The 19541-nt window shown below is 66.4% G+C and carries 18 protein-coding genes; 14 read left to right on the top strand and 4 right to left on the bottom strand.

The window, feature by feature from the left end; genetic code table 11:
- Nucleotides 1–281: 281 nt before the first annotated feature.
- From ACFYOW_RS24820 to ACFYOW_RS24810, 3 genes are all read left to right on the top strand, one after another.
- The gene (locus ACFYOW_RS24820; protein ID WP_364346698.1) at nt 282–1538 is read left to right on the top strand and encodes a tyrosine-type recombinase/integrase; all 1257 of its coding nucleotides are present in this window, start codon (nt 282–284) and stop codon (nt 1536–1538) included.
- 282 nt (nt 1539–1820) lie between these two features.
- Nucleotides 1821–2594 carry a hypothetical protein gene (locus ACFYOW_RS24815; RefSeq protein WP_387291656.1) on the top strand — a complete coding sequence of 258 codons (774 nt, stop codon included), beginning with the start codon at nt 1821–1823 and terminating at the stop codon, nt 2592–2594.
- A 567-nt stretch (nt 2595–3161) separates the two neighbouring features.
- Nucleotides 3162–4388, top strand: coding sequence for a hypothetical protein (locus tag ACFYOW_RS24810; protein ID WP_387291654.1), 1227 nt, complete (start codon nt 3162–3164; stop codon nt 4386–4388).
- Between the two features lie 251 nt (nt 4389–4639).
- Here the strand turns inward: ACFYOW_RS24810 and ACFYOW_RS24805 are convergent, their stop codons facing one another.
- Nucleotides 4640–5275 (bottom strand): hypothetical protein, encoded by a 636-nt coding sequence (locus ACFYOW_RS24805; protein WP_387291652.1) that lies wholly within the window; start codon nt 5273–5275, stop codon nt 4640–4642.
- Here ACFYOW_RS24805 and ACFYOW_RS24800 point away from each other — a divergent pair.
- Nucleotides 5270–6817: an ISL3 family transposase gene (locus ACFYOW_RS24800; RefSeq protein WP_387291651.1), complete on the top strand. Its 1548-nt coding sequence runs from the start codon at nt 5270–5272 to the stop codon at nt 6815–6817. The genes ACFYOW_RS24805 and ACFYOW_RS24800 overlap by 6 nt on opposite strands.
- Here the strand turns inward: ACFYOW_RS24800 and ACFYOW_RS24795 are convergent.
- From ACFYOW_RS24795 to ACFYOW_RS24785, 3 genes are all read right to left on the bottom strand, one after another.
- Nucleotides 6786–7421: an NYN domain-containing protein gene (locus tag ACFYOW_RS24795; RefSeq protein ID WP_387291649.1), complete on the bottom strand. Its 636-nt coding sequence runs from the start codon at nt 7419–7421 to the stop codon at nt 6786–6788. The genes ACFYOW_RS24800 and ACFYOW_RS24795 overlap by 32 nt on opposite strands.
- The gene (locus tag ACFYOW_RS24790; RefSeq protein ID WP_387291647.1) at nt 7418–8071 is read right to left on the bottom strand and encodes a hypothetical protein; all 654 of its coding nucleotides are present in this window, start codon (nt 8069–8071) and stop codon (nt 7418–7420) included. Before ACFYOW_RS24790 ends, ACFYOW_RS24795 begins: the two co-directional genes overlap by 4 nt.
- A gap of 1468 nt (nt 8072–9539) precedes the next feature.
- The gene (locus ACFYOW_RS24785) at nt 9540–10349 is read right to left on the bottom strand and encodes a helix-turn-helix domain-containing protein (protein WP_387291645.1); all 810 of its coding nucleotides are present in this window, start codon (nt 10347–10349) and stop codon (nt 9540–9542) included.
- A 626-nt stretch (nt 10350–10975) separates the two neighbouring features.
- Between ACFYOW_RS24785 and ACFYOW_RS24780 the strand changes: the two genes are divergently transcribed.
- From ACFYOW_RS24780 to ACFYOW_RS24735, 10 genes are all read left to right on the top strand, one after another.
- On the top strand, nt 10976–11896 hold the full coding sequence (locus tag ACFYOW_RS24780; protein WP_387291643.1) for a hypothetical protein: 921 nt from the start codon (nt 10976–10978) through the stop codon (nt 11894–11896).
- Nucleotides 11893–13146 carry a cutinase family protein gene (locus ACFYOW_RS24775; RefSeq protein WP_387291641.1) on the top strand — a complete coding sequence of 418 codons (1254 nt, stop codon included), beginning with the start codon at nt 11893–11895 and terminating at the stop codon, nt 13144–13146. Before ACFYOW_RS24780 ends, ACFYOW_RS24775 begins: the two co-directional genes overlap by 4 nt.
- A 1-nt stretch (nt 13147) precedes the next feature.
- Nucleotides 13148–14287: a lipase family protein gene (locus ACFYOW_RS24770; RefSeq protein ID WP_387291639.1), complete on the top strand. Its 1140-nt coding sequence runs from the start codon at nt 13148–13150 to the stop codon at nt 14285–14287.
- Between the two features lie 77 nt (nt 14288–14364).
- Complete coding sequence (locus ACFYOW_RS24765; protein ID WP_387291637.1) at nt 14365–15861, top strand: cutinase family protein; 1497 nt, start codon at nt 14365–14367, stop codon at nt 15859–15861.
- Between the two features lie 374 nt (nt 15862–16235).
- Nucleotides 16236–16688 carry a hypothetical protein gene (locus ACFYOW_RS24760; protein ID WP_387291636.1) on the top strand — a complete coding sequence of 151 codons (453 nt, stop codon included), beginning with the start codon at nt 16236–16238 and terminating at the stop codon, nt 16686–16688.
- Nucleotides 16689–16691: 3 nt separating this feature from the next.
- Nucleotides 16692–17345 (top strand): hypothetical protein, encoded by a 654-nt coding sequence (locus ACFYOW_RS24755; protein WP_387291635.1) that lies wholly within the window; start codon nt 16692–16694, stop codon nt 17343–17345.
- Nucleotides 17342–17638 (top strand): hypothetical protein, encoded by a 297-nt coding sequence (locus ACFYOW_RS24750; protein WP_387291633.1) that lies wholly within the window; start codon nt 17342–17344, stop codon nt 17636–17638. The genes ACFYOW_RS24755 and ACFYOW_RS24750 overlap by 4 nt, the downstream gene beginning before the upstream one ends.
- Nucleotides 17639–17800: 162 nt before the next feature.
- Nucleotides 17801–18643 (top strand): alpha/beta fold hydrolase, encoded by an 843-nt coding sequence (locus tag ACFYOW_RS24745; protein ID WP_387291632.1) that lies wholly within the window; start codon nt 17801–17803, stop codon nt 18641–18643.
- Entirely contained in the window at nt 18640–18873 is a 234-nt protein-coding gene (locus ACFYOW_RS24740; protein ID WP_387291630.1) for a hypothetical protein, read from the top strand. The genes ACFYOW_RS24745 and ACFYOW_RS24740 overlap by 4 nt, the downstream gene beginning before the upstream one ends.
- Nucleotides 18874–18895: 22 nt before the next feature.
- Entirely contained in the window at nt 18896–19534 is a 639-nt protein-coding gene (locus ACFYOW_RS24735; RefSeq protein WP_387291628.1) for a hypothetical protein, read from the top strand.
- Nucleotides 19535–19541: the final 7 nt, after the last annotated feature.

The following is a 19541-nucleotide window of genomic DNA, read 5'->3' as shown; positions in this document are numbered from 1 at the left end:
TTGTTCTGTCATCAGAAACTGCAACGTAGCGTCATAAAATGGCGTGAATGGTCCTGAATTGTCGTCAAATGTCGATTGTTGGAGACGGAGGTCGATGTTGAGAGGGCGCTGACCTGTGGTTTTAGGTTGACGAGGGGATCGGGGGTTCGATTCCCCCAGGCGGCTCAAGCAAAACGCCAGGTCATAGATTGTTCCGGTAGTCTGGAACGGACCGCGTGTCATCACCGCGGTCATCAGACGCTTCTCAGGCGACGTGTCTTCCGACAAACCGGAAGGTTCACATGTCCGCCACACCCCGCCCACGACCCCGTCGAGACGGCAGCGTCGCCTGGCAGGTCTACTTCTACTACTACGACACCGACAACAAGCGTCGCCAGTCCTCGGAAACCTTCGACGAGTACGCAGACGCCCAGTGGTGGGCCGAACTCATCGACAAGGTCGGCATCGCTGAAGCGCTGAAGGTCCTTCAAGCCAAACGCGACACCGGATCCGACGCGGTGCTGTTGTCGGCCTGGCTGACCAAGTACGTCGACCGGATGACCGGTGTGCAGGAGGATGGCCGCCGCAAGTACCGCAGGTTCATCTGCAACGACATCGCCCCGTTCTTCGGTGAGCGAGCGCCACTGGACGCGGTTACCCAGGACACCGACGCCGCCTGGATCGTCTACCTCGAACAGGACAAGGGCAACGCGCCCAAGACGATCGCCAACAAGCACGGGTTCCTCAGCGCCGCGCTGCGGGCGGCCGTCGAGCAGCGCCCAACACCGCTGCTGCCTTTCAATCCGTGCGCCGGGACGCGGCTGCCGCGCCACGATCCGGCCGAGATCGACATTTTCGACAACGACGAATGGGAGTTGTTCGAACAGTTGCTGCTCAAGCGGTGGCGCCCGCAAGCCGAATTCGGGCTGGTGTCCATGGCGCGCCCGAGTGAGGTGGGTGCGCTGCTGGTCCGTGACGTCGATCCAGAGACCGGTGCGGTGCGGATCAACAAGGCGTGGAAGGACGACGGCACCCGCCTGCGGCTCGGCAAGCCGAAGTCCAAGCGTGGTATCCGCACCGTCAACGTGCCGCTCGAGACGCTGGACCGGCTGGATCTGGACCGCGCGGGCGATGCGTTGCTCTTCCACACCAGAAACGACACACCGGTCACCGCGTACCACTTCTACAAGAACGCCTGGCAGCCCGCGCTCCGCCGACTGGACGGGTTGTCGCGACGGGACTTCACCCTGTTCACGAAGAAGGCCCTGTGGCGCGGCGCTGACCCCGAGGAACTGCTCGCCCGCTATAGCAAGGCGATCAACAGCCTGCGGGGCAAGCGCCTGAGCCCCTACACGCTGCGCCATACCGGCATCTCCTGGAAGTTGCAGGACGGGGTACCGCTGTTCGTCGTCTCGCGCGACGCCGGACACGAATCGGTCACCACCACCGACCGCCGCTACGGCCACAACGACCGCGCGGCAAGCCAATCCGCCGCCCAGGTCATCGCGGGCCGCCTGCCGCGCGTGCGGGCCAGCCTACTCACCCTGGCCGCCGCCTGACGTTCTCGTTCTCCGACATCCGCACCGAGCGAAATCCATTCCATTTCATTCCATTCCGTACTGGTGGAATGAAATGGAATGGATTGGAACGGAACTCGCATGCTCCAAGCCGTTGCACCGACGACCCCGCCCACATCGGGCCGCTGCCAGTTCCCCGGCTGCGGCACCGTGCTCCCGCCCCGTGCACCCGGTCAACGGGGCGCCCCACGTCGCTACTGTGACGACCCCGCGCACTCCGCCCAGAAGGCCCTCCGGTTGAGCCGGGAGGCTCAGCGAAAAGCCATGACAATTCCCGCACGGTCGTCATTGCGGCCGGTTACCGATGGCATGGTCACCTTGGCGGGGCTACTGGACCGGTACGGAGAACTCCGCGGCGAACTAGCCGCCGTCGCAGGTGACGTCACCGACTTGTTCGCTCGACTGACCGACCCGGTCGCGGTCGATCAGGAGATCGCCGAGATCGAGCACGAGGCCGCGCGCCGTATTGCCGCCGCCGAGCAGGCACGCATCGATGCCGAGCAGGAATCGGAGGCGATGGCAGTGCATCTCGAGCGGGCCGCCGAAGTCGAAGGGCTCGCCCTAGCCGCCGCTGCTGAGGCGCGAGCTAACGCGAAAAGTGCCATTCAGCAACTTCAGCGCGTCGAAACTGAAGCGGCGGGACGCGTTTCGGACGCGGAGCAAGAGCGTGACCATGCCCACGCCGAGGCCGAGACCATGCTGGCAGAACTCACCTCGGCGCGTTTGGCGCAAGCCCGCGCGGAGGGCGAGCGCGATCTCGCCCTCGGTGAGCACCGAGCTCTCATAGAGGGGAACAAGCAATTGCGCCAACTCCTCGACGCCGAGCGGGCCGCGCATCGCGAGCAGATCGAGCATCGTGACGTCGAGTACGCCCGGGCGATCACGGCCGCACACGCGATGTCCAGCCACGCCGCTCGCGAACACCGTCAGCAGCTCAGCGCGGTGATGCGCCGATACAGTGCGGACACGCACGCAGCACCGAGCCGGGCCAACGACGAGAAGGTGCCAGCGGTACAGGCGGAGTCCTCGTCGACCTAAGCTGGGCGGGCGCCGTCGGCCCGCAGTCAGAGCGCACGACTCCACGCTGCGGCCGACGGCGCACCCCTTGCCACCTGTGCAACCGCAACAGCCGCGGTGCCACAACAGCCAGGATTCCCCGGCCATGTACGTCGCTGCGGTTGTCGCGCTCGGTCGGTGCATCGCGTGCAGGCCACCCGGTTTGGCAGTGAGGGCTTTTGCAAAAGAGCGGGCGCCACTGCCAAGCCGAACTCCTCGCTGCGGTAACGCTTGCCGGCGCTTGCATCGCGGTACCTGTTCGCTTAGGCGGAATCGTCTTCATGACACCGGCTTGGCGCGGCTGACGGTTTCGCCGGGTGCGAGCCGAGAGACGAGTGGATGTGCCCCGGGGTCCGCGATCGCAGCGCATTGGTTAAAGTGCGTGCAGGGCCGACCGCGCTGGCCCGCGCCGTGCCGGACACCGACGCCCACGCCGTCCCCGGGTAGTTCACGGTCAAGGTCTGGGATCGTGCGGAGCGTGTTCTGTTGTCGTGCCCTGAACCCAAGAGGCGCGGAGCGTGGAAAGCCGTGCCGCACAAGGAGTTCCGGATGACCCGTGACTACTGGCGCAAGAAGGTCGTGCGTGAGCATGCCGCAGCGACCGGCAGAACCTACCTCGACGCTGCTTCTTCCATGGGCGCCACCCCGCCGGGAGGAGTTGCCCTGGCGAGCGATCTGCGCGACAGCCTGGCCGACGGGCTCGAAGCGGCGGGATGGCCGGTCGTGATCGAGCATCACCCGGAGGCGACCGGACTACGTTTGTATGCCGGGCCCGCGACGATCTCCGTCGAGCGACAGAACGAGCTGTCGAGTTTCACCGGCGATGAGCACCCCGACGACCCCGACACGTTCGACCTGTCCATGCCGCTTCGCGTGATCATGTGGGCACCGCTGGTCGTCGACTTTTCCGAGGAGTTGGGGAGGGTCGGCGGCGTCGATGCCCACGAGATCCCTTCCGGTGGTGGTGTATCCGGGATCATCGCTGAGATCGACCGCGTGGTGGGGCAGGCTCGTCAATGTGATCAGGCCGAGGCAGCCGTGGACACCGGCTGCGGAATTTGCGGGGACTCATACCCCGCACCGGCGCTGTTGGAGCCCACCACGACCAGGGTCGGCGTCTGTCCTGCGTGCGCATTCGACGGCGATTTGCTCGGTGCCCATCCTGCCCAACTCGCCTTCCAGCTCGATCAGGCCGCCACCAGGAACCTGGCACTCGCGGCTGGCTGGGCGGGAGTGCAGGCTCTGTTGTGCTGTCTGGGCAGCGATGAGTTCTACACATGGCTGAAGCGGGAGTGGAAGGCAGCCGGAACCGTTTTCGAACCACTGGAGTGGTGGCACGATCCAGGACAGACGTGGATCTGGCTGCCTCCGGCAGATCGCCGACCGAGCGCGCTCGCCGATTTCGGCTGCGGCGCCTGCCTCACACACATTGCCGCCGCGATCGACCAGGCCCACCCGGATCTGCGCGCTATCAGTCGCGCGAACCGAGCCGACGAGGTGAGCGAGTACCTCGAGGACGGCGAGAGCGATGATCTCGACGACGCGACGCTGGAGCAGATCTGGCCCGCGGCCATCGCCTACGCTGTCGCACTGCTCACCCAGAAATATGAACGCCCGACGCACCGCGCGCCCTGGCACGTAATGGAGTCATTCGAACTGGCCGAGTGGCTCGACGAACTGGAATCCGATCTCGACTACTTTCAGGTGGAATCCGTTCTGGGGATGGCCATTCCAACCATCCTTCATGCCCTCGACCCCGATAGCCAGGAAATCTGAACACATACACGCGGTGACCCTTGCATGACGTGTCAGTACCGGGTGGCATCGTTGTCGACGGGACTCGATCCGAGACGCTGACCCGCATGTATGGATTTCGATGCCCAGCAACAACTTGCGCCAATGGTGGCACATCGACAAGCGAGGCGGCACCCGGCTGAGGTCGTCGCGGAGCTTCGCCGAACTCGTCGCGCGTCTCCAGCAGCTCGATGGCCGCGCGGATTCGCGATCAACAGCCGGGGCCCAAGATCTCAGGAGCTGGATTTGTTGCGGATGTATATCGTTGGGGGTTTGCCATTGCCGGGATCGCGCTTCTGGATGTCGAACAAGCCGGTGGCAGCGATGAACTCACCGAATTTGACCTGCGGCGGGATCATCTCCCGCAAACCGGGAATGCGGGAGGAGGCGAGGTGCCCGACCGTGGCTTGGTTGGTCCAGCCGTCAGGGCCTGCTGCTTGCTGTACCGCCGCAGATAACTGCAGACACTGCTGAATACTCAGCCCGCCGCGGCTGGTCGGCTCCCCGTCGGCAGGCTTGGGTTTCGTCGCTGCATGGACGTCTGATGGAGTATGCGGCCCAGGTGGGGTGAGGTCTTCCAACCGCAGAAACGCTGTGCAGGCAGTGGCAAAGGATGTCGGCTGCCAGGGGGAAGGGTTCTGACGCAGTTGGCGTGATCTTGCTGGTTGGCGTGTCGCCGCGAGATTCTGCATGGGCATGGGTGAAGGTAGTGGGCGTGTGTTGATGTTGTTCGAATGTTGTTGCCGCACTTGAGGGATCTGCTGATTCAGGATGTCCGGACCGAGGCCGACGGGGTGCTCGTGGATGCTGTGGTTGCCACCCCAACGGCCCGGTGTAGCGGATGCGGAACCCTTTCCGGTCGTGTGCATTCCCGTTATCGCCGCCGGCTCGCCGACGCCGCTGTCGCCGGGCGGAAGATGGTCTTGCGGCTGATGGTGCGCCGGTTCTTCTGTGTGAATACCGACTGCCGGGCACATACTTTCGCTGAACAGGTCGACGGGCTCACGGTGAAACGGTCACGGCGCACCGATCAGCTGACCGTGATGCTCACCAGGATCGCGGTGGCGCTGGCAGGACGTGCCGGGGCACGGCTGGCGGCCCAGCTGGGGTTGCCGGGCAGCCGGGATACGCTGCTCAGGTTGGTCCGGGCACTGCCTGACCCGCCAGTCGGTGCGATCACCGTGCTCGGTGTCGACGATTTCGCCGTCAAACGCTCCCGCAAGTACGCCACCATTCTGCTGGACATGGCTACCCACCGACCCATCGACGTCATCGACGGGCGTGAGTCCGACCCGTTGGCGGCATGGCTGTCGCAGCACCCGGAGATCGAGGTGATTACCCGTGACCGGTCCGGCGCCTACAGCGAGGCCGCGCGCCGCGGCGCACCGCAGGCCACCCAATGCGCGGACCGCTGGCACTTGTGGCAGAACCTGTGCCAAGCCGTGGAGAAGACAGTTGTGGCGCACCGTGGTTGTCTCACCGAATCATCAACTGCCAGTGCCGATCCCAGCGACATTGCCCGCCATACTCCTGGAGCGGTCATGGGTGAGGCCACCGCGGGCAAGGCCACCAAAGACACGGCGCTGCTGCCCGAGAGCCATCGCGGTGGCGGATACGCGGGATTGCGTGCGCGCACCGCCGAACGGTACGAGACGGTGCAACGGCTGCGCGCTGAGGGTAAAGGGTTGCGCACCATCGCCAAAGAACTCGATATTGATCGGAAAACCGCTCGCCGATTCGCTATCGCTGCCAGCCCTGAGGACCTCATCGCTGCCGCGACGTCTCGCTCCAAGATGATCGATGAGTTCGTGCCGCATCTGCTCACCCGCTGGAACGCCGGACACACCAATATCGCCGCCCTGATCACCGAACTGCGCGAACTCGGCTATCGCGGCAGCCCCAACAACGTCTACCGCTTCCTGCGGCCCTACCAGGCCAGCAAGCCATCGGCTCGACCAGCAGTCCCAGCACCGAAACCGCGAATCCGGGCGGTGACCGGCTGGATCACCCGTCACCCCGACACCCTGCCCGACGCCGAAACACACCAGCTCACCAGGATTCTGACCCGCTGTCCCGAACTCGCGGCCACCCGCCGTCACGTCGGCGCGTTCGCGGTCCTCATGCGCGACCGGCGCGGCGACCGCCTCCCGGAGTGGATCGCGAACGTCCGTGCCGATGACCTGCCCGCACTGCACTCCTTCGCGATCGGCCTCGAGCACGACTTCGCCGCTGTCACTGCCGGACTCACCCTGCACTGGAGCAATGGCCCAACTGAGGGCACCGTGAACAAGGTCAAGGCCCTCAAGAGGCAGTGCTTTGGTAGATCGAACCTGGACCTGCTCCGGAAGCGAATACTACTCAGCCACAACGAGTTCAGCTCTACCTCGGAAATCCAGCAACCCTCGAAGTGATCACGTTAACTGCGTCAGAACCCATCACCCTGGCAGGCGACACAAAGGATGCCGGTGTCTTCCGTTCTCCGAAGCCATAGACGTCGCAGCCGGATTCGCGAAGGCGCAGTGCTAGGCCGGTGAAGTCGGAGTCGCTGCTGGCGAGCACAAAGACCCTGATGCCGTTGAAGAGAAGTTCCATCGCATCGATGGCCATGGCGAGGTCTGAAGCGTTCTTGCCGGTGGTCCAGCTGAACTGCTGCACCGGTCTGATCGCGTGAGCGAGCAGAGGCGTGTGCCAGCCTGCCAGGTGTGGTCTGCGCCAGTCACCATAAGCACGTCGGATTTGGTGGCCGCCGAATTCCTGCGCGCGTGCCAGTACCGCACCGATGCGTGCGGCCGGTACGTTGTCGGCGTCGATCAGCACGGCGACCCGCGGTTTCCCTGTTCGAGCTGTGTCCCAACCCGAGCCGTCCCAGCGAGGAGCAGCATCGTCCCGACGGTGCTGAACAGCGGGCAGCAGCGGCCGTATCCACCTTTGCGCCGCTGTGACCGAGCGAGCGAAGGCTGCGATCGGCGTGTCGGTTTTGGGTGTAGTTCGGCGGCGCAGCATCGAACGATTCATCGGGCGCTCCCGTAGCGCAAGTGCACCATCTCGGCGGTTGGCGCAGTGACCGCGGCGATGTTCCGCAGTGCAGGCGGGGCCGACTCGTCTTCGGCGACAACCTTGAGCAGGTGGTGTAGATGACGGCCGAGGTGGGCCATGGGTTCGGCAAGCAAGTCCAACTCCAGACCTGCCCACAGCCAGGCGACATGTTCGAACATGTCGGAGTCACGCAACAATGCTCGAGGCGAATACTTGTCTGCCAAGTGCGGTCCGACCGCGGATTCGATCTCGGCCGCAGCTGCGCGGCAGGCACGGTGGACGGTGCTGTAAAAGTCGTCGGATGGCACGACGGCATACCAGTGCAGTCGTTCGCTGACATATCCGGCGGCGACGAAACCGCGGTGGCAATGCGCCAACCAGATCACGGTCGGCGAGGTAGGTGGCAGGTCGTCGATTCGGCCAACAGCGTCGGTCAGCAACTGCCGCAGCCGGTGATGGCCGCAGCGGCCAGTGATCTCGGCCTCTGGCCCGCCGGGCTCAGGCCAGTCTTGCCAGAACTTGGAGGGCGCCTCGAACTCTGCCCGGCGAGCGGCCTCGCCGTAGGTGATGCCGGGGTACATCGTCATCAACGATCGAATCCGCCGTTTGCGGTTGGCGAAACGCACCATGCGAGCTCCTCGCGGCACGGACCCACGCCCCGTGCCCGGATCTGCGCCGGAACGGGAAAGTCGCTGAACATAGTTGGTCTGCGGGATCCGCTGGGGACCTTGGCCGATCGAGGTGGCGTGGGCACTCCCGACCCGGTTGGGGCTCGCAACAGCCGAGGTGAGCTTACCGCCGCGCGGAGTGGTCGCGACACCGCACGAGTGACTGCCGCGCGGACGAGCGCATCCGGGCACGGTGACGCGAGTGACAACGTGGGGTGTCGGCTATCTCGTGTCCGGCGTCGTCGCTGCGGCATCTGGATATCGACGGCGCCGGTGCAGAACCCATGCAACGATCTTGTGCTCGTGAACTCATCGACTGTTGCACACGCCAATTCCCCAAGGCCGCATCGGCTCTGGTGATCGGTCCACAGAGTCATGGCCGCAGTAGAGATAACTGCCGGTGACCGTGAAGCTTTCGCTGACGCCGAGCATCCGGGCCAGATGATCTACAACGCTCACCAGCTCGTCCACTCCGTCGCGACTCTCGAAGTCGACAGCGGCACAGTGGCCCACGGCGACCCTTGTGTAGGTGGCGACGGACAGGCTTCCGGTGCGGCCGCACATCGGGCCGAGGGTCGGTCACCTGCTGTGTTCGATGAGGGCTGCCCGGACCCGCGCTGGTAGTGCGCTGGTTCGGGGGCCTCACGCAGTTGTTGGCCCTGCTCGCCGCGGACCTGTTTACTGTCGCTGACAGATCCAACCGGCGAGTGTGTCAGCGCCGATCAGGTTGGGGTGGGATGGGACGGCGGCGACGGTTGGCGCCCGGACGTGACAGGCGAGGGCGAGGGGATATGTTCGCTGGGTCTGTGTTGGGCCTGGATGACGGCTTGGCGGGGCGCTTGGTGGACTCGATTGCCGCCGCGATGTCGCCAGCGGTGAGGAACCAGGATCGGCCTGCCTTGTGTCCCGGTAGTCGTCCGGTTTTGAGTTGCTGTTCGTACCAGCGGCGCGACTTGTGTAGTGCGCGTGCGCCGACGTCGACGGGGTAGGTCGGCTCATGGGGCGCTTCGGGTTCTGGCTCCTGCGGCGGCATCGGCGGGGGGTTCGCGTCGTCGGTCATCGCGAACCCCCTGGCTCGCAGTGTGTGTCGAATGCCGGATGACAGCGAATGATCGGGCTCATCGGCGACACCTCTTTCACTAATCGAGAGAATTCCCTCTCACCATGGAAGCGCAATTACGATGTTGTGCGCCAGCAAATCTCGTCGTCGTATGCGACAGCAGATGTAGTTGACGCGGAGTAGTCAAAGTAGTCACGCATCGGTCGTCGGTTTCGTGGTGTTGCTCGCATCGATCTCGCCAAGCCTTTACCGGACATGGCCCGGGTGGGGTGGGATATGTAGGGCGATCACCGGTTTGGATGGCCGATACGCGCGGGGGTAATTCACTGCTGGCGTGTCGTTCCGGCGTGTCGTAGTTGAGTTCGATGGCTAGGTGGTTTTGGGTCCGGAGTAGGGCTTGCGGATTGCTGTGAGGAGCAGGATGTTCTGGGTTTGGGTGACGTCGGAGACGCTGAGCCGGTAGGAGGCGGGTTCACCGGTCGCGGGGTCGCGCACGTGCAGCAGGTCGTTGGTGTCGCGGCCGTAGGAGACGTCGGTGCTGGCCGACCACTGGCGTCGGAATTCCTTGACCGGCCGGAGCTGGCGCATGACGTCTTTGGCTTGTTCGGAGTCGCGGTAGCGGCCGAGGACGGCCTTGAGTGTGGCCACACTGTAGGCGGATTCGTGGGGCCAGTGGAGGTAGGCCGTCTGGGGTGCCGGACTGAACATCCATACCGGGATGCAGTTGGAATCCTCCAAGCCCGGTGTCGCTGCTCGAAACGATTCGTTGCAGGCCAACACATTCCAGAGCGGGTCGACGTAGGCCGCGAGTATTTGCCGATCTTCGAGGTCGTCGAGGTGGCTGATCATGTCGACGTTGTCCTGCACGCATCGGCGCAGATCGGCGACGGGCGCGAGTTCCTCAGCGGGGATGCGCAGTTCGCGTAGGTAGCGGGCCTGAATGGAGTTGAGCCCGTAGCCGGTGATGATCTTCTCGAGCGTTTCGAAGGTCGGTGTGTATTCGTCCTTCTCGATGTTGAACAGGTAGGAGGGGCTGATGCCATGGCGCTGCTGTGCGGCGAAACGGGACAGTCCCAGGCCCTCCCTGATCAGTCGTAGCGTGCTGCCCAGAGTCGGGATGCGGGGTAGTGGCCCGCCACTGGTGTTGTCGGATGAACGGTCTGCGGGATTCCGGATCATACGGAGTCCCCCCCTTTCAGTGTCTTCCTCTATGGTGCGAGCGGAGATACGATAAATGGTTGCCCCCAAGCTGATGCTTCTGTTCCTACCAGAACGTGCAACCCTCGGCAAGAAGTCCGCACCTGAGAGATCGCAAAGAGATTGCTGGCTGCTGGGTACATCCCCCGCGTCTCGCTGGCGAAGCTTCCTGTCGCACAGCGGATTCCAAAAAAGTTTTCTTTCACGATCAGACCGTGAAACATGCGGCAAACGCCCTGCGTACCGGCAGAATAGCAATTTGACACTCTCACCCTCACCTAAAATTAGGAGAGTCGAAACCCTAGTATTCCAACAGGTTTCGAGGTTTGGATGGAATAGCAAGTCCAAACCGATTGAGAGGAAACCACATTGGACCCCTTGATGATTCTGGGTTGGGTGAACACCGGTCTTTCGGTGCTGTCCAACGGTCTTTCGGTGGCAGCCCAGGCGCTGGCGCTCATCCTGCCCTTCATCTGACGCGATTCGCCTGAGAAGCGGTCTCCCAGAGGCAGATTCGTCTCTGGGAGGCGCGCGAATCATCGCGCCGTCGTGCGCATTCAATCAGTAATCCCCATTCCGCCCTGATCACCTGAAGGGTCTTTTTCGGCATGCCCAAAACCAGCAAAGCCACCCGATTTCGTATCTCCACTGCAGGCGCGCGTCAGACGCGAAATCACGTCAACGTCACCGTTTTTCGGGGCAGTCGCGCTCTGCTGGCGGGAGCGGTGCCCATCGCGATAGTGCTGGCGACAGCAGCGACGGCGCACGCTGCCGACACTGGCGCTGCCATCGCTGACCAGCCCGGTGTCACCGTTCCCGCCCAGCCGGGAACAACCACACCACCGCCGCCAGTACTGGAGCCCGAACCTGTGCCGGAGCAATCCGCGCCGATACCGCTGGTGTACTACACGCAGCCGCCCGAGGTGCGTAACAACGCGACCTCGCGTCCAGCGCCGTCGCCGGATGAACCGGTGGAACCGGTCCGGATCGAAGACCTGCACCTGCCTGAGCCGGTCGCGCCCGTCGCGCCGATCCAGGCGCCCCCGGACACGATCCGCATCGGGGAATGGCAGGCCCCGCGACCGGAGTGGCTGCCCCCGGAATGCGCCGATGCGATCAACGATGTCGCAGCAGGCGCGGAAGCGCAGGTCGCGACCGCGCTGGACTCGATCGGCATCCCGGCTGGGCGTTCGGACCGGGTCAGCGGCGCCACTCTCGCCGGTGCCGGGATCGGTGGCGCTGCCGGTGCCGCAGTGGTCGGCGGCCCGGTCGCGGCGGTGGGTGCGGTGGTCGGTGGCCTGATCGGCGGCACGATCGGTGGGATCGCGGGCGCCGCACTGGGCACGGTAGTGCCGGTGCCGGTCATCGGCACCGTGACCTCCGGGGTATTCGGGACCGCGGTCGGTGCCGCCGCTGGTGCGGCCGCTGGTGCCGCGATCGCTGGTGTCCCGGCCGCGGTCGTCGGCGGGCTCGCCGCAGGCACGGTCGGCGCGGGATTCGGCGCCGGGGTCGGGGTCGGGCAGCCATGAGTACCGCGACGACCCACCACGCACGCATCCTCGCCGCAGCCGCAGCAGCGGCCACCGCGATCGGCTTCGCCGGGGCCACCACCACTACTGCTGGACCCGCCGCAGCGGTCCCGATCGGCCCTGGATGCCCCGCGCTCTACGTGCTGGGAGTCCAAGGCACCGGCCAATCCTCGCCAACAGCGGACCCACTCGCCGATACCGGTGTCGTCGGCGCGTTCATCGCACCGGTTCTGTCCGCGGCCCCCGGTCTGGTGCAACGCTCCTATATCTCCTACGGCGCGGGGTTCGGTGGCGCGGTCCCCGGCGGTGGCCGCGATCCCTATGTCGTGTCGGTGACCGATGCCCGTAACCAACTCGATGCCGCCGCAGCGCAGATCGCCGAGACCTGCCCAGCAACGATGATCGCCGGAATCGGCTATTCCCAAGGCGCGCAGGCTGTTTCGAGCTTCGCCCGTGACGTCGGCGCAGGTGCGGGTCCGATCGCGCCGGAGCGTGTCGCGGGGATCGCGTTGTATGCCAACCCTGATCGCGCACCGGACGCGCCGATCTTCCCCGGCCGCCCGGGACAGACGGTGCCCGACCCCGCACCGGGTACCAGCGGTGCAGCGGTCGCCGGGGTCCAGATCATCAACCCGCCCGCGAGTGGCGGCGGGATCGCCGATGGCGCGACCACCTACGGGGCGCTCACCGGCCGGGTCGCCGACATCTGCACCGACGGCGATCTGGCCTGCTCGGCACCGGATCGGGCCGCGCTGCTGCGCGTCGGCGCCGAAATCGCCGCCCAAGCCGACCTGCGCGACCCGTTCGCCGCTATCGGTTCACTGGGTGCTCTGTTGTCCGCCGTGTTAGGCGATGCCTGGACCACGGTGGTACTCAACGACTTCCAGGTCGATGGCGGCAACGTCGACTACGCGCCGCAGCTACCGCTGGCGGCACGGTTGATCGCCGCCGCCGACCCCCGCGTTCCGGCCCCGACCCCGTACGACATCGGTGCCGCGGCGGCGCGGTGGAACGAGGTCACCGCCACGGTCGCGGCGAACCCGATCGGGTTGCTGCCCAAACTCGCCGGCCAACTCGCCACGGCATGGGGGCAGCTGGTCGCCGACAACGCCGACCTGCTCAATCCAGCGGTCTGGGTCCGCTTCGTCGACACCGTGTCCCGCCACAACAGCTATGCGATCAACGGCCAGCTCAATTCGGGCATCGCCTGGATGGTCGCCCTCGCCCACGACATCGCCGGAAGCAGATGACATGACCGACCCGACCACCGTTGATGACTTCTACCGCGGCCCCGCACTCGACTTCACCCCGTACCCGGGCGAGATCCTGCGCCGCCGCGCGGTCGCCACCCCAGGCCTCCACGGCGCCAACCGGGCATGGCAGCTGGTGTATGCCAGTCGCACGTCGTTGCGCGCCCCCATTCCGGCGTCGGGGATCGTGATCACCCCCGATATCGCCGAGCTCGCCGGGCCCAGCCCGATCCTGTTGTACTGCCCTACTTTTCATGGACTCGGTGGGCGATGCGCACCCTCGCAACTGCTGGCAGGGGAGGGAACCGAACCGGAAACCAGGTTCATCGCCACCGCACTGGAACGCGGCTGGACGGTCGCGGTGCCCGATGGGTTGGGCCTGGGCATGACCGGGCTTGGGCCACACCATTTCCTGGCCGGGGGCGCCGCCGCGCACGCCGTGCTCGATCTCGCCCGCGCGGCGCGTGCCTTGCCGGAACTCGGTGCTGCGCAGGCTCCGTGTGTGGCGTGGGGTTATGCCGACGGCGGGCGTGCCGCGATCTGGGCTGCCGAACAGCATCCCGTCTATGCCCCGGAGTTGGATTTGCGCGGCGTCGCCGCCGGTGCCGTGGTCGCCGACCCCGCAGCGTTGATCGGTGAGATCGACGGCGGCCCGTGGGCGGGACTGGCGGTGGCCGGCCTGATCGGCCTGAGTCGCGCGTATCCGCATCTGCCGATGCGACATCTGCTCACCGACGAAGGCCACGCCACGATCGAGCGCGCCCAAGAACTCGGCGCGGCCGAACTGCTGCTCGCCTACCGCAACACTGCCTTGGGGCCCTGGTGCGAGCGCCAGGACCCGTGGAACGACCCGATGTGGCGCTACGCCCTGGCGAACGAGACCAGCGGCCGTGTCGCCCCGCAGGTGCCTGTGCACCTCTACCACGGAATCGAAGACGTCCTCGTCCCGGTGGCGATGGGACGGCACCTGTTCGCCGAATACCGCACGCACGGAGTCGATTTGAGCTGGCGCGAATACGCGAGCAGCCATATCGGAGCCGCCACCGATGGCGCCGCCGAAGCCGTCGCCCGCTTGGCCAATTACCTGCTGCGGCGCCCTGCCGCCACCGGACCGACACCACCAGCCCCGCAGACCACCTGAATCGCCTGCCCGCACCTTGCCTCCCTCGCCGGGGTGCGGGCAGGCCCCCGACCAGACAGATCCGAGGTCGAAAGCCCATGCACACCACCAAAACACGAACACCGCAGCGCATCGCCGCGACGGTCCTGACGTTGGTCACCGTGTCAGCGGCCGGTGTCAGCACAGTGCGTGCCGATCCCGGTGTCCCCCTGGGCGCGCGATGCCCGAGCCTGTATGCGCTGGGGGTGCAAGGCAGCGACGAAGCCGCTCCCGACACCGCGATCACCAGCGACTCCGGCGCACTCGGGCAAGTGTTCGGTCCCCTCGCCGCCGCGGCAGGAGATCTTGTGCAGCGCGCCTACGTCCCCTACGGACACGCACCTGACGGGACCGCACTGACCTACGATGCCGCAGTCCCCGCCGCCACAGCGCGGCTGGAGCAGATGGCTGCCGAGGTCGTCGGGCGCTGCCCGGCCACGAAGATCGCCGTCGCCGGTTACGCCCAGGGCGCTCCCGCGGTCGCACAGTTCGCCCAGCGAGTCGGAACAGGCAACGCAGCACTCGGTGCCGATCAAGTGGCCGGGATCGCGTTGCTGGCCAACCCGAACCGCGACACCAACACCCCCGTCCTCCCCGGCCGACCGGACGCCACCACCCCTTCGGCGGCACCCGGGACGACGGGGCACAACGTCGCCGAGATCGCGCTGCTCAACCCGTCGCTGTCAGGAGCCGGTATCAGCGCCGCAGCGCCATCGGGGGGTTACGGGGCATTGACCGGCAGAGTCGCCGACCTGTGCGTAGCGGGGGATGCGACCTGCGATACACCCGCCGCAAGCCCCCTGGCCACCACCGCAGCGAATATCGCCAACCGGTCGGACCTGCGCGACCCCATAACAGCAATATCCACGATCGCCCAAGCCTTGTCGGCGACGGTCTACACCACCGCCGTCAACGTGGTCAACGAAGACCTGGCCGGTACCAGCCTCGATCAACTGTCCTACCAACCCGCCAAACCCCTCGGGCAGCGCTTGGCCGAAGCCTCCGACCCCAACACCACTCCACCCGGGCCGACCGATGCTCTGGCAGCGTTGTTCAAGATCGGCACCATCGGCTTGAACGCCGCGATCTCGGTCGCGCGGAAGGTGTTCACCCCGGCCACGATCACCGAACTCGCCACCGTCGGCATGGGCGACCCCGTCGCGGCGATCGCGGTGCTGGGTACCAAACTCGCCTCCGCGGTCGTCGAGCTCATTCCGCCTCAGACCGCCAGTCGCTGGGTCAACGACACCTTCACCGCGATCACCAGCACCGTCACCGACCACAGCGAGCTGTACACCCTCGCCGGGGCGGCCCAATACAGCGACACCACCGGCCGCCACGGCTCCTACAGCAGCATGCCCGCCACCCCCACCGGACGTTCAGCTTTGGCCGCCACCGCCGACTGGTTCGCCGCGCTCGCCCGCGACCTCGCCGCCACCGGAACTCCCTCGGCCCCACCACAATCCGCCCGCCCGTCGACAACGACCGCACCCGCCACCACATCCACCAGCAGCACAGGCGCGCCGTCGGCCCCGACATCGAGCGCTGGGCCCTGAAGACCCCTTCGGGCGGAGCCCGGACTCCGCAGACGTACCCATACCCGGTCTGCAGATTCTCCCCCTGGCACCCCGCCCGAAGGGCCCTGCACCGTCCACCAACCCCACTGAGGAGGTGAGAACCCGACATGCCCAACACCCACACCGACGCCCGCCTTCAGCACGGCTGGGGATGGCTGCACCGCAGCGAACCCACTGCACTGCAACCAATCTCGGGGGTGACCGACGACCCGGACGCTGGTGGCGATCCATGGCAGTGGATCAACCAACCGGCTCCCCAGCCACCATCACCACGATCGTGGCGCACACGGGTGCCTCGGCGCGTCTGGCTAGGACTTGGCGCCGCACTCGGGGTAGCCGCCGTGGCTGTCGGGATGGGAATCAACTCGGTTGCCAACCACCCGGACACCGTGACCGCGATCCCTACCCTGACCGCGGGGCCTCCTTCGACCGCAACACCATCGGGGGGCGCGTGCACCGGGCTGTCCGGGGCGACCGTCACCGACACCGCGGGCGACACCCACAGCCCGGCCGGAGTGATCGTCGCGTTCGAGCACGCCTACTACTCCCAGCGCAGCGCCGAGGCCGCACTGCGTCTGGTCGCCCCCGAAGCCGGACTCGCGCCGGATGCGTTGGCGGCGGGCATTGCCTCGGTCCCGGTCGGTACGACGCACTGCGTCGCGATCACCCTGATCGCCGACGGTGCTGCCGAGGTCCACGTGGTCGAGTTGCACCCCGACGGGCAGCGCGTGGACTACCTGCAACTGATCAATGTCCGCCCCGACTCCGGCGGTGTCGTGATCACCAATATCCAGAAGCGGGGGTGAACGATGGCCGCGCCGCTACAGCTGCACCACGACGACCGCACCGTCCGGATGCACCGGCTCGAACCGGGCACTATCGCCGCGCCGCAACGGTTGGCACCGGTGCGGGAAACCCCGCTACCGACCACCGCAGCGCACCCACCGCTGTTCGCGGTGCTCGGCGCACATGGCGGCGCCGCTACCTCGACCCTGGCGCGGTGGTGGGCACCGGCCGCCGACACCGGCCTGCAATGGCCCGCCTCCCCGGCCACCACCCAACACGTGATCGTCACCGCGAGGCTGTGCATGCCGGGCCTGACCGCCGCGGCCGAACGCTTGCGCGAATGGCACGCCGGACTGGCACCAGACGGGGTGCAGGTCATCGGGCTGGTACTGAGCGCGGCGCGCCCGGGGCGAGTCCCTGCCCTTGTTCGCCGGTATCGCGGGGTGGTCGCCGAGTTGGTCGAGCACGTGTACGAGATCGGTTGGCACGACGAGCTCATCACCTGCGAACTGAGCGAGCTGGCCCAATACGCCCCCTACGACCCGGCGCCGCCGCGCCGCTCCAGGCTGCGTGAGGCGGTTCCCGCCGACGTGCACCGCGCCGGAACCCAGATCATCACCCACCTCGCAGCCACCCATTCGATTGCTGCACAACCCGATTCGGAGACATCGCCATGACCACCGCTGCCGCGGTCGGCGAGGCGCTGAACGTCCTCGCCCAACAAATCAACATCACCCCCACCAAACCGCCCGGGGCGCCACAGCTGATCAACCTGGTCAACTATCTGTCCTGGATCGTCATGCTCGCCGGGATCGCCGCCCTGATATACGCCGGCGGCAAATTCGGCTGGGAACGCTTCCACGGCGGCGCGGTGGAATCACCCAAGATCATCCTCGGCGCGCTCGTCGGCGGCATCATCGCCACCAGCGCCGGAACCATCATGAACGCCGTCGTCACCGGAAGCGCATAACCCATGCGCCGCTTCCGAATTCATCCCCAACCCTCCACAACCAACCGGCACAGCGCCGTCGACACATCCAGTCGCCAGGCCGACGCGCGCGGATTCACATCCGCACCGACCTCACGGCATGAAACTTTCGCAACCACCCCGACCGACGCCAGCTCGTTCACCGTGGACGCACCGGACGGAATCCGGCTGTCAGCCAAACGTATCGGTCCATTGTCGGCACCGGCGAGCGTGGTCTACGTCCACGGCATGCTCACCAACTCCGCCTACTGGAGGCCGCTGACCGAGCACCTGCACCAACGCCTCGACGGCGGTATCGCCCAGATCACCTTCGACCAACGCGGACACGGTGGCTCCGAGCACACCGGTCGGGGGGCGCGGAGCACGTTGCCGACGCTCGTCAATGATCTCGACGCGATCGTGGCTCAAGCGCGCGGCGCGGTTGTGCTGGTATCGCACTCGGTGGCGTCGCTGTTGGTGCAGGCGTGGGTCGAGCAGTACCCCGAGCGCGCTCGTGCTCTGGCGGGCATCGTGATGTTCAACGGCTGTCCTGAATTCCCTTGGCTCCCAGCCTCCGGCGTTGACGACACCGGGCGGCGCTCGAGGCGCCGGAGCGCTCAGTTGGTCGAGGAACTGATCAGCTATCTGTACGAGCCACCGGCCCGGCACGGTCTGGCGTGCCGACGTGTGTTCGCCAACCGTGGTCGCGGCGCTGACCTCGACGCGACCATGGCAGCGCTGGCCGTCTACGGCAGCATAGCGCTGACCGTTGAGGCGGCCAGCATCCTGCGTAGCGTCCCGACCTGGGTGTTGACCGGCGAACTCGACCCGGTTGTGGTACCGCGCAGATCCCGGGACCTGGCCGAACACATCTGGGGCGACTACGACAGCGTCGCCGGTGCCGGGCATGCGCTCCCGCACACTCACCCGGGCGCAGCGAGCGAGCCGATCCTCGCCGCGCTCGAGGTTGCCTACCGCACCCACCAGCAGGACGGCGGTCCGCTGTGATCGCCAAACCCCTTCCCGCTCAGGTTCTTTCGCCGCTCACCCAGTTGTTGGGTTGGCTGGCGTGGTTCGTGCTGCTGCTGTGCATCGCGCGCGCGGTGTGGGTCGGTGGGCTGCTGGCGATCCGGACCTACCGCGAAGAAGCCGTCGAAGGACTCCTCGGCGCCATGCTCGGCGCGGTGTTGCTCGGCGCAGCCAGCTCCATCGCCATCGCTGTCCTCCCTCCCACCTGACCCACACGAGGAGACCAACCCCGTGAACCCTTCCCGCGCACACCATCTCAGCGTCGTTGCTCTGCTGGCTTTCACCGGCCCCATCGCCGTGGCCGGACTGATCGCCTGCGGCAGCGCGAACCCCAGCGAATCCGATGCGACGCCCTCCACGACAGCGGTCGCTGTACCGACCGGATTGCGTTGGCAGTCCTTTCAAGGTGTCGACCTTCCGGTCGCCGAGCAAGGTCCCCGCCACATCGAGGCAGCCGTAGCCAGCGGATACGACCGCTCACCGGCAGGTGCCGCGCTGGCCGCGATCCAGTCCACGGTCCGTATGTCGATCGCCGCCGACAGCCAATGGCCGACGGTGGGCCAACGCATGCTCGCCCCAGGATCAGGGCGCGACGCCTGGGCCACCGCCCGCGCCCAGATCTCGATCACCGCACCGATCACCAGCGGCGCACCGAAGGTCTTGGGCTACCAGGTCCCTCGCTACACCCTCGACGCCGCCGACGTCGATATCTACACCATCCACCCCGACAACTCTGTCACCTGCAACCACACTCACGTCCTCTGGCAGGGCGAGGACTGGCGTCTGCAGGTTCCCGACACCCCGGCTGCCGCTTTGGTCACGGCCGTTGCTGTGCCCCCGTTCGACATGGTCGCGCTGACGCCACGCTGAGGAGGCC

The organism is Nocardia sp. NPDC006982 (assembly GCF_042869435.1).
Classification (GTDB): domain Bacteria; phylum Actinomycetota; class Actinomycetes; order Mycobacteriales; family Mycobacteriaceae; genus Nocardia.
This window is presented reverse-complemented; position numbering and strand designations above follow the sequence as displayed.

Excerpts from the sequence above, each read along its gene's own strand:
- ACFYOW_RS24820 (WP_364346698.1), top strand. The coding sequence starts at position 282 with ATGTCCGCCACACCCCGCCCACGACCCCGTCGAGACGGCAGCGTCGCC.
- ACFYOW_RS24775 (WP_387291641.1), top strand. The coding sequence starts at position 11,893 with ATGAGTACCGCGACGACCCACCACGCACGCATCCTCGCCGCAGCCGCA.
- ACFYOW_RS24760 (WP_387291636.1), top strand. The coding sequence starts at position 16,236 with ATGGGAATCAACTCGGTTGCCAACCACCCGGACACCGTGACCGCGATC.
- ACFYOW_RS24750 (WP_387291633.1), top strand. The coding sequence starts at position 17,342 with ATGACCACCGCTGCCGCGGTCGGCGAGGCGCTGAACGTCCTCGCCCAA.
- ACFYOW_RS24815 (WP_387291656.1), top strand. The coding sequence starts at position 1,821 with ATGACAATTCCCGCACGGTCGTCATTGCGGCCGGTTACCGATGGCATG.
- ACFYOW_RS24790 (WP_387291647.1), bottom strand. The coding sequence starts at position 8,071 with ATGGTGCGTTTCGCCAACCGCAAACGGCGGATTCGATCGTTGATGACG.
- ACFYOW_RS24755 (WP_387291635.1), top strand. The coding sequence starts at position 16,692 with ATGGCCGCGCCGCTACAGCTGCACCACGACGACCGCACCGTCCGGATG.
- ACFYOW_RS24780 (WP_387291643.1), top strand. The coding sequence starts at position 10,976 with ATGCCCAAAACCAGCAAAGCCACCCGATTTCGTATCTCCACTGCAGGC.
- ACFYOW_RS24795 (WP_387291649.1), bottom strand. The coding sequence starts at position 7,421 with ATGAATCGTTCGATGCTGCGCCGCCGAACTACACCCAAAACCGACACG.
- ACFYOW_RS24810 (WP_387291654.1), top strand. The coding sequence starts at position 3,162 with ATGACCCGTGACTACTGGCGCAAGAAGGTCGTGCGTGAGCATGCCGCA.
- ACFYOW_RS24785 (WP_387291645.1), bottom strand. The coding sequence starts at position 10,349 with ATGATCCGGAATCCCGCAGACCGTTCATCCGACAACACCAGTGGCGGG.
- ACFYOW_RS24805 (WP_387291652.1), bottom strand. The coding sequence starts at position 5,275 with ATGCACACGACCGGAAAGGGTTCCGCATCCGCTACACCGGGCCGTTGG.
- ACFYOW_RS24765 (WP_387291637.1), top strand. The coding sequence starts at position 14,365 with ATGCACACCACCAAAACACGAACACCGCAGCGCATCGCCGCGACGGTC.
- ACFYOW_RS24770 (WP_387291639.1), top strand. The coding sequence starts at position 13,148 with ATGACCGACCCGACCACCGTTGATGACTTCTACCGCGGCCCCGCACTC.